The sequence below is a fragment of the Paenibacillus sp. M-152 genome, assembly GCF_003856555.1.
Classification (GTDB): domain Bacteria; phylum Bacillota; class Bacilli; order Paenibacillales; family Paenibacillaceae; genus Paenibacillus; species Paenibacillus polymyxa_C.
Genome location: NZ_CP034141.1, coordinates 4,720,151 through 4,733,672, shown reverse-complemented (window position 1 = coordinate 4,733,672; position 13,522 = coordinate 4,720,151). Strand labels below are relative to the sequence as shown.

At 47.0% G+C, this 13,522-nt stretch carries 10 protein-coding genes and 1 riboswitch; of the genes, 8 read left to right on the top strand and 2 right to left on the bottom strand.

What is annotated here, in order from left to right; translation table 11 throughout:
* The first annotated feature begins 45 nt into the window (after window positions 1-45).
* From EGM68_RS20680 to uvrC, 4 genes are all read left to right on the top strand, one after another.
* Window positions 46-1,563, top strand: coding sequence for a replication initiation and membrane attachment family protein (locus tag EGM68_RS20680; protein ID WP_129549935.1), 1,518 nt, complete (start codon window positions 46-48; stop codon window positions 1,561-1,563).
* 98 nt (window positions 1,564-1,661) lie between these two features.
* A complete protein-coding gene (dnaI, locus tag EGM68_RS20675) occupies window positions 1,662-2,609 on the top strand; it encodes a primosomal protein DnaI (protein WP_129549934.1) in 948 nt (315 codons plus the stop codon).
* A 125-nt stretch (window positions 2,610-2,734) separates the two neighbouring features.
* Window positions 2,735-3,052 (top strand): thioredoxin, encoded by a 318-nt coding sequence (trxA, locus tag EGM68_RS20670; protein ID WP_010347861.1) that lies wholly within the window; start codon window positions 2,735-2,737, stop codon window positions 3,050-3,052.
* Between the two features lie 159 nt (window positions 3,053-3,211).
* On the top strand, window positions 3,212-5,296 hold the full coding sequence (uvrC, locus tag EGM68_RS20665) for an excinuclease ABC subunit UvrC (protein WP_058711981.1): 2,085 nt from the start codon (window positions 3,212-3,214) through the stop codon (window positions 5,294-5,296).
* Here uvrC and EGM68_RS20660 read toward each other — a convergent pair.
* Entirely contained in the window at window positions 5,265-6,995 is a 1,731-nt protein-coding gene (locus EGM68_RS20660; protein ID WP_129549933.1) for a CPBP family intramembrane glutamic endopeptidase, read from the bottom strand. The two genes, uvrC and EGM68_RS20660, sit on opposite strands and share 32 nt — an antisense overlap.
* A gap of 261 nt (window positions 6,996-7,256) precedes the next feature.
* Window positions 7,257-7,409: riboswitch (cyclic di-AMP (ydaO/yuaA leader) on the top strand.
* 408 nt (window positions 7,410-7,817) lie between these two features.
* On the opposite strand from EGM68_RS20660, the gene EGM68_RS20650 reads away from it, so the two are divergent.
* Both EGM68_RS20650 and EGM68_RS20645 read left to right on the top strand, forming a co-directional pair.
* A complete protein-coding gene (locus EGM68_RS20650; RefSeq protein ID WP_013372876.1) occupies window positions 7,818-9,158 on the top strand; it encodes a TrkH family potassium uptake protein in 1,341 nt (446 codons plus the stop codon).
* Window positions 9,159-9,176: 18 nt separating this feature from the next.
* Entirely contained in the window at window positions 9,177-9,854 is a 678-nt protein-coding gene (locus tag EGM68_RS20645) for a potassium channel family protein (RefSeq protein ID WP_129549932.1), read from the top strand.
* 5 nt (window positions 9,855-9,859) lie between these two features.
* Here the strand turns inward: EGM68_RS20645 and EGM68_RS20640 are convergent, their stop codons facing one another.
* Window positions 9,860-10,765 (bottom strand): LysR family transcriptional regulator, encoded by a 906-nt coding sequence (locus EGM68_RS20640; RefSeq protein ID WP_058711984.1) that lies wholly within the window; start codon window positions 10,763-10,765, stop codon window positions 9,860-9,862.
* Window positions 10,766-10,991: 226 nt separating this feature from the next.
* On the opposite strand from EGM68_RS20640, the gene EGM68_RS20635 reads away from it, so the two are divergent.
* Window positions 10,992-11,666 (top strand): succinate dehydrogenase cytochrome b558 subunit, encoded by a 675-nt coding sequence (locus EGM68_RS20635; protein ID WP_025674087.1) that lies wholly within the window; start codon window positions 10,992-10,994, stop codon window positions 11,664-11,666.
* A 93-nt stretch (window positions 11,667-11,759) separates the two neighbouring features.
* Window positions 11,760-13,505 (top strand): succinate dehydrogenase flavoprotein subunit, encoded by a 1,746-nt coding sequence (gene sdhA, locus EGM68_RS20630; RefSeq protein WP_129549931.1) that lies wholly within the window; start codon window positions 11,760-11,762, stop codon window positions 13,503-13,505.
* Window positions 13,506-13,522 lie beyond the last annotated feature (17 nt).

The following is a 13,522-nucleotide window of genomic DNA, read 5'->3' as shown; positions in this document are numbered from 1 at the left end:
AAAACATCTTGGAGAACGTTATGTCAGGAAAGGAAGAATGTCGGAATGCGGATGAAAAACCTGCTGCACTATACTGAGAACCACCGCTACTGCGTTTATCGGGAATTTGGCTTGAGCGCACTGGATGAATTGATGCTGGGAAGTGTCTATCAGCCGATGGTAGGCGCATTTGCGGTCAGTCTATATCGACTGTTGTTCCAGCATGTGCCAGTCGGACAGATCGGTTATTCGCCGTTGGAACAGCAACGTCGACTTTTTCTGACACTGGGACTGGAGCCAAGTGAGAAGGGACGCAAGTATTTGATTGAACAGACCTCCAAGCTGGAGGCTGTCGGTCTGTTGCAGACGTCCAGGCTGTATGCGCCTGAAACGGACGATTATATGTATGAATATGAGATGCAGCCACCGCTCGCACCTGCTGAATTTTTCAGAACGCAGCACCTCACCCTTTTGTTGAGAGACAAAATCGGTAAGTTTGCAGTGCTTTCTCTGAGAGAATCGTTGTGGAGCAGGGAATCTAGCGAATGGTCGCAATCTTCCCATAATAAAGAGAATATTTCGGTTCCGTTTTATGAGCTGTTTGAGCTGAACACCCATGTTATCGATTATGAGCTGGAACAGGCGCTGTCCGAGGTGTCCACGAGCCGTCAGACTGGAGCATTAGCGTCCAAATCGGAGGAAGCATTGAACTATGCCGATATTATTCTTCGTTTTCCGCGTGAATCCGCCAATCGCAAGCACGTGGAGCGTCTTCGATTTGAACACGAGCAATTAGGTATGGTCAATTACGTGGTACGTAAATTTGATCTCTCTGTACAGGATATTAGCCGCTTGCTGGATGAGGATGGCATTTTTACCGAAGCAGGTGACTTATTGCTCGACGAGCTTCAGCTTCGGGCTAGCCAGCACTCCAGGCAGGAACGGAAGCGTCAGGAGGAACAGCAGGTGCAGGTCGCCAAGGTGGTTGCCTTGCGCCAGAGGGAAACTTCCACACCTGAAGAGCCGCCTGCAGAGCAGGCTGTGGAAATGGAGTTTTATGTAGAGGTACCACCACAATTCACAGCCAAGTGTGACATTCACCAATATAATATGATGCTGCGCAACGAGCCTTATCGCCGTTTGCTGCAAACTTTTTTCCCCGGCACGGTTCCCGGTAACCTGCTGGATATATTCGAGAAGATAGATATCAGCTATAAGCTGCCTGGTGAAGTCATCAATGTGCTGATCCATTATTTAATGTCACTGCTCGTATCGGGGAGCGATCAACGGATTAACCGCAACTTTGTCGAGGCCGTTGCCTCCAACATGCTGCTAAAGCAGGTAAACACTTACGAAAAGGCCGTTCAATATATAAGGGATCAAGCCAAGGTAAAAGGAAAACAGTCTACTGCTTCTTCTTCGGGAGGCAGATCCCGCACGTATGCCAAAAACAATGCGCCTGCCAAGCCGTCTATTCCGATCGTACAAGATCAACCTTCCGAGGAATCCGTATCCGAGGAAGAACTGGATGAACTGCTCCGCCTGGCCGAACGATTGCAATCCGGCAAGCAAAAAAAGGTATAGTGGAAGCCAATTCAATAATGTGTCGACTTTATGGCGGTCGGTAGCGAAGCGTCTCTCCCGCTCGATAACTCTGCACATTTTAGAAAGGAGGAGTGTCCTTGGAATCACTCGGTGATTTGCTACAGCAGATGCAGAACCCCTCGTTTCGCCAACGCACTCGCAGCGTAGCCGATCAGGTTCTAAATGATCCGCTGGTGAAGGAATTTTGTGCTACCCATCCTGATGTGGACGAAACGCAATTGCGACTTAATATGAGTATGCTCTTTCAGTATACCCGGGATCGTCGAAATTGCGACAACTGTCCGGGATTGGAACGGTGTCCTAACGATTTTCAGGGTCACTTTTGCAAGCTGGGCGTGGAGTACCCAAATGGAACAGCGGAAATGGTGGACATTCGGACCCCGTGCGCCAAGCTGGTTGCTTCTCAGCATGAACAACGGGTGCGCGAGCGAATTAAAAGCTTTTATGTAGATGAGCGCGCGCTGTTGGAAGGCTATAATGCCGTTGAAATTGCGCGCAAGGATTTGCAACGCGTGCCTGCAGTAAATCAGGTATTCCGCTATATTGAGGAAACCAAAAGTCAGGGTTTATTAAAAAAAGGGCTGTACCTGGAAGGTACGTTTGGTACGGGAAAAACCTTTTTGATGGGCTATCTGTTGCACGAGTTGGCTCTGTCGGGTTTCAACGGTGTGATTGTGTACATGCCTGATTTTGTGGAGGACTTAAAATCCATGATTCAGGATGGACAGAAGCTCAAAGAAACGACTGAAATGCTTAAAAATTGTGATCTACTTGTATTTGACGATATTGGTGCTGAAAATTTGAGTCCATGGGTACGGGACCATGTAATGGGCTCCATTTTGAATTACCGAATGAACCGCAAACCGACCTTTTATACTTCCAATTACTCGCTGCAAGGGCTAGAGAAGCATCTTAGCTTTACAAGCAAAGACGGAGAGGAAATGTACAAGGGACAACGCTTGATGGACCGGATTCGTCCTTTTGTAGATGTCATTACCGTCAAGGGGAAAAATCAGCGAGGATAAGCGGTTATCTGCCTGCTCTTTTGATATCTTACAATTAAAAGACTATTGTGATATAATTAAAGGGTGTCGAAACAGACATTACAGGTTATAATAATGTTGACTTTTCTATAAAGGAGGAACATACAATGGCAATTGTTAACGTGTCCGATCAATCCTTCAACGCAGAAGTCGAAGGCACAGGAACCGTTTTGGTTGATTTTTGGGCGCCATGGTGCGGTCCTTGCAAAATGATCGCTCCAATTCTGGAGGATCTGTCCACAGAAGTTGGCGATAGTGTCAAAATCGCGAAGGTGAACGTGGATGAAAATCCAGAGTCTGCTTCCCGTTTCGGCGTGATGAGTATTCCTACCCTGATCGTCTTCAAAGACGGACAGCCTGTTGATAAAGTGGTAGGCTTGAACTCTAAAGAAGCATTGAAAAGCATGCTTACTAAACACCAATAATCATGGAATGTGACCCATGCTCCTGCGGGGGCTTGGTGGAGCGCCATGAACAGTCAATGCCTCCGGTTATATATACCGGGGGCGTTTTTGTGCATTATTCCTATATAATATAAGTAGTTAGTTGAGCAGTCATTAAGAATGGAAGGAGGAACCGGGCGAATGAAATCCTATGCGGAGGACTTGCAGAACCAGGAGAAGGCGCTGGAGAATATACGGCACAAATTAGCATTGCTGCCGGATGCATCAGGCTGTTACCTGATGAAGAACAGCGAAGGCACCATCATTTATGTCGGCAAGGCCAAAGTGTTGAAAAACCGGGTCCGTTCCTATTTTACAGGTAGCCATAACGGCAAGACGCAACGACTGGTTGCCGATATTCGTGATTTTGAATATATCGTTACAGGCAGCAATATGGAGGCGCTCATTCTGGAGTGCAACCTTATTAAAAAGCACCAGCCGCGTTATAACGTGCTGTTGAAGGATGATAAAACCTTTCCGTACTTGAAAATTACGAACGAGGCACACCCCAAGCTGGAGGTAACCCGTCGCGTTCTGAAAGATAAAGCGAAATATTTTGGACCGTACCCTAATTCCTACGCGGCACATCAGACGAAAAAGCTGCTGGATCGTATGTATCCGCTGCGCAAGTGCGGTGTGATGCCAAAAGAAGTGTGTCTGTATTATCACATGCATCAGTGCTTGGGACCTTGTGTGAAAGAGGTTGAGAAGGAAACATATGACCAGATCAGTCAGGAGATTGGTTCCTTTTTGAGTGGAGGACATGAGGAAATTAAAAAGGATCTCCAACGTAAAATGCAGGAGGCCGCAGAGGAATTGTACTTTGAGCGTGCCAAGGAGCTGCGGGATCAGATTATTAGCATCGACGCGATGATGGAAAAGCAGAAAATCACCACATCTGATGCGAAGGACCGGGATGTATTCGGCTTTTCGGTAGATAAGGGCTGGATGTGTGTGCAGATTCTATATGTCCGTAAGGGTAAAATGATCGAGCGCCATATGTCGACTTTCCCTTTCTACGGTGAAGCTTACAGTGATTTTATGTCCTATGTGACGCAATATTACAGTGACAACCCGGCAGTGCCGCAGGAGATATTGTTGCCGGATTCTCCTAAGCTGATGAAAGCAAAATCGGCTGATGTTGATCAACCGATTGCAACAGAAACTGAGCTTTACAGTGCAACTACAGCTGAGACTACCGGGATTACAGATGAGGAAGCAGTACAAACGGAGTCAGACCGTTCTGCTGACCCACTGCGGGTAGCCGAAGCACGAGCAGCTTATGCAGAAGGAACGAATCAAGCTCAAGTTGGTGACCAAGAAACCGGGGAAACAGAAACAGAAACTCAACTATCCGGTGGACTGGAGGACCCATCTACGGCAGCTCTCGCTCTGGCTGAATGGTTGGATATAAAAGTACTTGTGCCACAGCGTGGGCTGAAAAAGCAAATGACGGGTATGGCGACGGAAAATGCACGTGTTGCTCTGGATGAGAAGTTTAAGCTGATCGAGCGGGATGAGGAACGGACATCCAAAGCTGCAAGCAATCTGGGACGTGCCATTGGGCTGGATAGTCTGCATCGGGTAGAGGCGTTCGATAATTCCAACATTCAGGGTTCTGATCCAGTCTCGGCCATGATCGTCTTTATTGATGGCAAGCCTGCCAAGAAGGAGTATCGAAAATACAAGATCCGTTCTGTGCAGGGACCAGATGATTATGAGACGATGCGTGAGGTTATTCGGCGTCGATATGAACGTGTGCTGAAGGAAAATCTTGAACGTCCCGACTTGATCATTGTCGATGGTGGGCGTGGACAAATTAAAGCGGCAACCGATGTATTGGAAAATGAGTTGGGTTTGTTTATACCTGTGTGTGGTTTGGTGAAAGATGCCAAACACAGAACTTCCCAACTACTGATGGGAGAAACATTTGAGGCCGTGACACTTGCACGCAATAGCGAGGAATTTTATCTGCTGCAACGGATCCAGGACGAGGTTCACCGTTTTGCCATTACGTTCCACCGCGAGCAGCGCGGCAAATCTATGGTAACTTCCCAGTTGGACTCCATTCCAGGCATCGGCGAGAAACGGCGTAAGTTGCTGCTTAAGCATTTTGGATCGCTCAAAAAAATAAGAGAGGCCAGCGTCGAAGACTTCCGGCCTCTCTCTATTGGGGATAAGCTTGCTCGTCAGATTATAGCTGCCCTTCGGGAGGAGGAGTCGTAGAATACGGCTCCTCTTTTTTCATGGGTTCAAACATGATTCGATTAGGCTTTTTGGGACTAAACCAGTAAATGATGTAGCCTACAATAGCCGGAAGTAAGATCCAGAATAGACCGGCGCTCACATTCACGGTGTCTCCCAAACTTATCACACTAAGCCCCATTAATATGCTGTCAAAAATAACGTGGCTGAACATGGCAGCGATAAAGCCGTAACGCAGGAACACGAAACTAAACAGCAAACCAAGAAAAGTCAGTTCAATAGGTCTGGAAATCACCGGATAGATCGGATAAAGCGTATGTCCCAGTGCCCAAATAAGCGTAGTGATCAGACAAGCAACAAACGTATTCTTGACTATTTTTTTTACCATCGGAATACCAAATAGACGGTAAACAGTTTCTTCTCCAATACCTGCCATCCAAGCCATAATCGGCAATAGCCATGGATAAGCCATATTGTAAGGGGACTGCGTGGCGTCTGTAGTGGAGAACGTATTAAATGTGCGCTCCAATACAAAGAACAAAATGGATTGTACGCCCAGTAAAATGAAGGCCCACAAGTAACCAACATACATACTGCGAAGCACATACAGTCCGTAGCCTGGCTCTTTGGCCCGTGGCCATGCATTTAGTCCAACCTGACGCATAAGCCCGTCACCGCCTACCAAGGAGAAATAGATAGCTACAGCCATGAAGAAGGTAACACCAACCTGGAATACCATAAGAAATATAAGCATGCCCTTACTGCCTGCTTCAGCTTGCAATAAAGGTAGCATGTTCATTGTCCCAGCTATACTAGCAATAAAGTATACAATGGACAGAATAATACCGCGCACAAATGAAGTATGTCGTCGGGTGAGTGACGCATACACAATGGCAAGTACGCCTAGGACAAAGCTAAATAGGGCATAACCCGCATAAGTCATCCAATTCGCCCAGTATGTTTGCTTTTTAACATAGTCGGTATAGGACGAAGGGGCCGAAAAGCTTTGGGTAAACGAGCGAACAACCCCGTCTTCAAAAGTAAAAGCCAGCGTAAGTACCGAGGCGCCGATTTTCTTTCCGTCCACGGTATATTTTAATCCACCTTCCCCCTCAGTGGTCGCGAGCTTCAATTCAGATGGCTTAAAGCCAAAGCGTTTGATCCATATTGCTGCAGCCTGTTCCTTGGCTTCGAGCGTCATGTCACCCTCAGCTACACGTACAAGTCTGCTTTGTGCTTGTTCATCTGTAGAAACATCAGCCTGTGTGTAATTGGTGCTGGAGGTGATCCGTTTAAAGCTAACGACCTTCCCAGTGGATAAATCCACATGAATTTGCAGCTTGCCCTTCGCTGAGGAGTCAGGCAAATCAACCCGAAAGGTTTCATATGGATAATTTTTTTTCCATGTACGATCGTACTCTTGAACCAATTTTTCTCTGGATAAATAACCGTACAAATCTGTTTCAGCCTGATAGGTTACGACGGGCTTCTCTGGCTGTGATTCCGTATAGCCCAGCTCGGAACGGGCGAAGTCCAGGGCGTGTATGACCGCTTCTTGTTTGCTGATGACCTTTGCATTCATCAATGATTCCGGACTTGGATTGCTAAGCGAGGGAATAAGCAATTGAAAGATAAAAAAGCAAATCAGGCCAACCCCGCCCAGCAAGCCTAATTTTTTGAAGTTGGCCGTGAGCACGACCGGTTTCCCGATAGGATTCATGAGTTTCCTCCTTAATCTGTAAATAAGAACATCCATTAAAGATATCATACTGCACAGGTTCCCGCCAACAGACCAGCGATATTCATGAAAACAGAGTGAAAGCACTTTAAAGTTTTAATAAAATTAGATAAGCTGTGATTAACCGATGTCTATTCGCGAATTAAAGCCAATTTCACGTTTTTTCGGCGAAATCGGTTTTGTGATCTGGATAGAGAAGGATTATAATCTTGAGGCAATGCCTATGAAATATATGGGTAATGATATACATTTAAGCCGAATTTCTATGAGAAAACGGGGGAACCATGTTACTGGGGTGAATTTTACAGCCGATCCTGATGGACCGGAAGTGTAAATAGGGCATACTGTGCTGTCCGAATCCGTCAGCTAACCTCGTAGGCTGTGGACAGGAACCAAGTCAGGCACTCGGTTTTCCGGTGTCTTTTTTTGTGTGTATAAAAGTGTTTGGATTGGTTAGACCGCTGCGGGTTCAGATTATTCCTTCGATTGCTGTTATCCCCGGATTTTTTTGATTGTATAAACCCTTTAATGGTTAAAATCCGGAGATAAAGGCAAACGCTTCGCTTCTTCAGAACAATTCTGCCCCCTTCGCTGCTGCTCGCCAATAGCACAGGGAGCCGAGTAGTGTTTGACATGCATTCTTCCTGTATTCAGGGAATGCTAATTATAGCTACTTAAGGTTTGGAAAATCAAAAAAATCAGGGGCAACGACGATCGGAAGATAAATGGAACGCGTAGCGGGCTTACACCGTATTAAGTCACTGTTTTTATAGTTTTAAGGATTAGGAGAGAAGTGATGAATAGATGAATCCCAATGCACGCTGGCTTCGGCTTTCTCCACCGCAGATATTCGTTGCAGGCTTTGCCATTATCATTCTAATAGGTAGTTTATTGTTAATGCTGCCCATCTCTAATACAACAGGAAAACCACTTGCGTTTATAGACGCTTTGTTTACTGCCGCATCCGCGACCTGTGTAACCGGACTTGTCGTTAAGGATACAGGGCTCTTTTTTACAACCTTTGGTCAAATCGTTATCGTTGCGCTGATCCAGATCGGTGGTCTTGGCTTTATGACCATGGCTACCTTGATCGCGCTGGTGTTCAAACGTCGCATTTCCTTGCGGGAGCGCCTTATTTTGCAAGAAGCGATGAATCAGACCTCTGTCGAAGGAATTGTTGGATTGATCCGCAAGGTGCTATGGTACTCGCTGATGATTGAGGGCGTATGTGCAGCTATTTTTTCGATTCGCTGGTCATTTGATATGCCTGTCGGCAGGGCGATTTATTTTGGAATTTGGCATGCCATTTCCATGTTTAATAATGCTGGTTTTGATTTATTCGGTGAATTTCGCAGCCTGACAGGTTATGTATATGATCCGATTGTTAATTTTACAGCCATGTTTCTCATTATTTCGGGTGGTATTGGTTTTGTAGTGATGTCAGACCTGGCAGATTATCGTAAGCGTAAGAGATTATCCTTACATACCAAGGTGGTACTCAGCATGACAGCTGCTCTGATTGTCGTCGGGACGCTCGTCATTTTTGTATTTGAGTTTACGAATCCAAAGACGCTTGGCTCGCTTGATTGGGGTGGTAAACTGCTGGGTTCTTTATTCCAGTCCGTTACTCCACGTACCGCAGGTGCCAACACGCTGGACATTGCAGGCTTGCGGCAGGCTACGCAGTTTTTTATCATCATACTCATGTTTATTGGAGCTTCGCCTGGCTCCACTGGGGGCGGGATTAAGACCACTACATTTGCCCTGCTCATTGGAGCGGTGTTTTCGATGCTGCGGGGACGGGAAGATATTGTGTTGTTCCGGTACCGACTTGCGCAGGCACGAATTTATAAGGCTTTGACCATTACCTTGCTGGGGCTGCTGTTCGTGATTGGGGTGACGATGATTCTGTCCGCAACCGAAGATCATCATTTTCTAATGATCTTGTTCGAGACAGTGTCTGCATTTGGTACAGTAGGGCTGTCTATGGGGCTTACACCTGATTTGTCAGTTGTAGGCAAGCTGGTGATTACTCTGACGATGTTTGCAGGCAGGCTGGGTCCACTCACGCTAGCTTATGCACTGGGACCGAAAAAGGGTAAGGAATTGTATCGTCATCCAGAAGGTAAAATAATTATAGGGTAAGGGAGTTTTCGAGTAGATATGAAAACGCAGCAGTTTGTAGTCATTGGCTTGGGACGGTTTGGCTCAAGCCTGGCTTTGCAATTGGTGGATATGGGGTGCGAGGTGCTGGGCATTGATCGGAATGAGGATGTTGTAGACAGTATGAGTGAGATCCTGACACATACTGTCGTGGCGGACGCTACAGATGAGGATGCGTTGCGGTCACTGGGCATCCGTAATTTCGATTGCGGCATTGTTGCAATTGGTGATGATATTCAGGTAAGCATCCTGACCGCCATTTTGCTGAAGGAGCTGGGTGTGAGAAAAGTCGTAGCCAAAGCTATATCTGTACTGCATGGGCGTGCGTTAGAGAAGCTTGGGGTGGACCGAGTCATTTATCCGGAACGAGATATGGGTATTCGGGTAGCGCATCAGCTGGTCACGCCTAATCTGCTCGATTATTTGGAGCTGTCCAAGGAATACAGCATTGTGGAACTCAATGTGCCTGCATGTCTGAATGGCAAAACGTTAGCAGAATTAAATGCTCGTACCCGCTTTGGTTGCAGCATCGTGGCACTTCATACGGCGAATGGTATCTTGATCGCGCCGACAGCTATGGATCGGCTGAAAGCAGACGATATTATGGTCATTATCGGCTCCAATGACAATATCGGCCGCTTTGAGGATGAGGTCGTTAATATCAATGAAGAGGGTTAAATTCTCTACACCATACGGTAGCCTGCAAACGATGCACGTGTCTCGCTAATCCAGCGTCGTGCTGTCGGGCCGAGATCGGCCGTTTCTGAGTATATGAGGGAGGTCGTTCGGCGTGTCTCCTTCAAATCAGGCAAGTACAATGCAGTAAGTCCATTATCTCGCAGCAGTTCGCTGCGCAAGTAGGATTTGGGCAGCAAAGCGGATGCCTTGCAGGTTGGAAGCAGACGTACAATCGCCTCGAAGGAGTCGATTTCCATGCGGATATCCGGCATAATGCCGCTGCGCTGGAACAAGTCATCCGTCAGGCTGCGGTACCAGGTTCCTTTGGAGAAAATGATCATCGGCAATCCTTGCAGGTCCTTCATTGAAGCCGTTCCTGTCTTGACAGTTAATTCATGCCCGATGGGGACGACTAGCTCCAAATGATCGTCAAATAACGGAATGCAGCGTAATCCAGCTTCATGAATGGCAGACCCGACCACGCCGGCGTCTGCTTTTTTGTCGCGTACAAAGGCGACGATTTCATGCGTTTTGCCGGTGAGCAGCTTTAGCTCAGTCTGAGGATGCTTGCTCATGAAAGCCTCGACGAGGGTAGGCAACGTCGTTTGGAGTGTCGTAAGACTTGCGCCCAGAGTAAGCATGCTCTGGGCTTCATTTTTGTGCTGTGACAGCTTTTGTAAGAAGCGAAGCTGACGTTGCCGTTGCTCCAGCGCGAAAGTATATACAAATCGGCCAGTCGATGTAATTTCGAGCCGTTTGCCCCGACGATCAAAGAGATGGACACCCAGCTCTTCCTCCAGCTTGGCAATTTTGCGAGACAGGGCGGGTTGGGACAAATTCAGCAGTTTGGAGGCTTTATTCAAGCTGGACTGCTCGACAACGACGGCAAAAGCGTTCAAATCCTCAAACAAATCTTCCACTTCCTCTCTATATGCAAAAAAGACATAATAATTAATACGTATATTGCAATTCCATTATAAGCCGAAAAGGAGTAACATGAAAGCGACACAAGATGTTCACACTTTTGTTTTTCCTTATAAGGGACACCTTGTTGAACATTCCCTGTCGGGAACTGTCATTTTATATGTTATATTACTATTGAAAACGCTATTATTGGGAGAAGGGAGCATGACCTAGATGAGAGGATTCTATTCCAGAAAGCTGCATTCACTTCTTGGCGTCATTCCGTTGGCTCTATTTTTTGTTGAGCATTTGGTGACGAACTTCACAGCGGTGGAGGGCGGTAAGGAAGGTTTTAATCGCAGCGTGGCCTTCCTGAATGGTTTGCCGCTGGTTATTGTGTTAGAAACGTTATTCATCTACTTGCCATTACTGTTCCACGGAATCTATGGCTTGTATATCGCTTATCAGGCTGATCCGAATGTTAAAAGGTTTGGCTATTCGCGTAACTGGCGCTTTTTGTTCCAGCGTATTTCCGGCGTCATTACGTTTGTATTTATTATATGGCACGTATACGACACACGCTTTCAGGTAGCCCTGGGTAATGTCACTCATGAGGAGCTAGGCGGCGTAATGCATGGCATAGTGACGAACCCGGTCTATTTTATTTTGTATTTAATCAGTGTCGTTTCGGCATCATTTCACTTTGCTAATGGACTGTGGGCATTTATGGTCAGTTGGGGGATTACTGTGGGACCACGTGCCCAAAAAGTATCTTCCTATATCTGTATGACCCTGTTCGTGGTGGTGTCGATCGGCTTCGTTGCTTCCCTGCTTGCATTCCGCAGCGCGGAATTCCAGGAAACGGCAACAGCCTTGGTGCATTGCAGCGCTTTTAAACAGCTACTGTAAACGAGTTATTTAAATTATACATTGTGTTGAGATTCTATTCTGAATGGTAAAAGGGGATTTAGTACAAATCCTGAAAAGAAGGAGTGAGCAGAAATGGCAGCATCCAATATTATTGTCGTGGGCGGCGGTCTGGCAGGTCTAATGGCTACGATCAAGGCGGCAGAGGCGGGAGTCCACGTTCATTTATTTTCTTTGGTTCCGGTCAAAAGATCCCACTCCGTTTGTGCGCAAGGTGGCATTAACGGTGCGGTAAATACCAAAGGTGAGGGAGACTCACCCTGGATTCACTTTGACGATTCAGTCTATGGCGGTGACTTTCTGGCAAACCAGCCGCCGGTAAAAGCGATGTGCGAAGCGGCTCCGGGAATCATCCATCTCATGGACCGTATGGGTGTTATGTTCAATCGGACACCAGAAGGACTGCTGGATTTCCGCCGTTTTGGCGGTACCCAGCATCATCGCACAGCCTTTGCTGGTGCGACGACAGGACAGCAGCTCCTGTATGCTCTCGATGAGCAGGTACGACGCTGGGAATCTGCGGGTTTGGTGACCAAGTACGAGAACTGGGAGTTTTTACAGGCTGTACTGGATGATGAAGGCATCTGTCGAGGGATTTGCGGGCAAGATTTGCGTACGATGGAAGTGAAGACTTTTGCAGCGGATGCCGTTATTCTGGCATCTGGTGGTCCCGGGATTATTTTCGGTAAAACCACAAATTCCGTCATTAATACCGGCACGGCTGCCGGTGCAGTGTATCAGCAAGGCGTTCGCTATGCGAACGGTGAGTTTATACAGATTCATCCAACGGCTATACCTGGTGACGACAAGCTGCGTCTCATGTCCGAGTCGGCACGGGGAGAGGGTGGTCGCATTTGGACGTATAAAGACGGAAAGCCATGGTATTTCCTTGAAGAAAAATATCCGGCTTATGGAAATCTGGTCCCTCGCGACATTGCGACACGTGAAATATTCAGCGTATGCGTTGATGATGGACTGGGTATTAACGGCGAGAACATGGTCTATCTGGATCTGTCTCACAAGGACCCGAAAGAGCTGGATGTAAAACTGGGCGGCATTATTGAGATTTATGAAAAATTTGTCGGCGACGATCCGCGTAAAATCCCAATGAAAATATTCCCGGCTGTTCATTATTCAATGGGCGGCATGTGGGTCGATTATAACCAAATGACAAATATACCGGGTCTGTTCGCAGCTGGTGAGTGTGAATTCCAGTATCACGGAGCGAACCGCTTGGGTGCAAACTCGTTGCTGTCGGCTATTTATGGTGGGATGGTGGCTGGGCCAAAGGCTGTGGAATATATCAAGGGCTTGAAAAAGTCTGCACAGGATGTAGCTTCTTCGGTATTTGATGCGGCAGTCAATCAGCAGACGAAGAAGTATGAGCGCATTTTGCATATGGACGGAAAAGAAAATGCCTATGTTCTTCACAAAGAGCTGGGTGAGTGGATGACGAACAATATGACCGTGGTTCGTTATAATGACAAGCTGGAAGCTACGATTCACAAGATCAAGGAGCTGAAGGAACGTTACTCGAACATTAACATTAATGACGCTTCGCGCTGGAATAATGCGGGTGCGGCGTTTACACGGCAGTTGTGGAATATGATGGAACTGGCTGAAGCGATGACCAAAGGGGCGCTACTGCGCAACGAAAGCCGCGGGGCCCATTACAAGCCGGACTTCCCGGATCGCAACGATGAAGATTATCTGAAAACGACGATTGCAGATTGGACACCGGAAGGACCACAAATTTCGTATGAAGAGGTTGATGTTTCACTGATCAAGCCGCGTGTTCGAGATTATTCCAAGAGCAAATAACAGAAGGGAGTGTATTT

Bases quoted from the DNA above. Each gene is read 5' to 3' on its own strand.
- EGM68_RS20680 (WP_129549935.1), top strand. From the start codon at position 46: ATGCGGATGAAAAACCTGCTGCACTATACTGAGAACCACCGCTACTGC.
- trxA (WP_010347861.1), top strand. From the start codon at position 2,735: ATGGCAATTGTTAACGTGTCCGATCAATCCTTCAACGCAGAAGTCGAA.
- uvrC (WP_058711981.1), top strand. From the start codon at position 3,212: ATGAAATCCTATGCGGAGGACTTGCAGAACCAGGAGAAGGCGCTGGAG.
- EGM68_RS20660 (WP_129549933.1), bottom strand. From the start codon at position 6,995: ATGAATCCTATCGGGAAACCGGTCGTGCTCACGGCCAACTTCAAAAAA.
- EGM68_RS20650 (WP_013372876.1), top strand. From the start codon at position 7,818: ATGAATCCCAATGCACGCTGGCTTCGGCTTTCTCCACCGCAGATATTC.
- EGM68_RS20645 (WP_129549932.1), top strand. From the start codon at position 9,177: ATGAAAACGCAGCAGTTTGTAGTCATTGGCTTGGGACGGTTTGGCTCA.
- EGM68_RS20635 (WP_025674087.1), top strand. From the start codon at position 10,992: ATGAGAGGATTCTATTCCAGAAAGCTGCATTCACTTCTTGGCGTCATT.
- sdhA (WP_129549931.1), top strand. From the start codon at position 11,760: ATGGCAGCATCCAATATTATTGTCGTGGGCGGCGGTCTGGCAGGTCTA.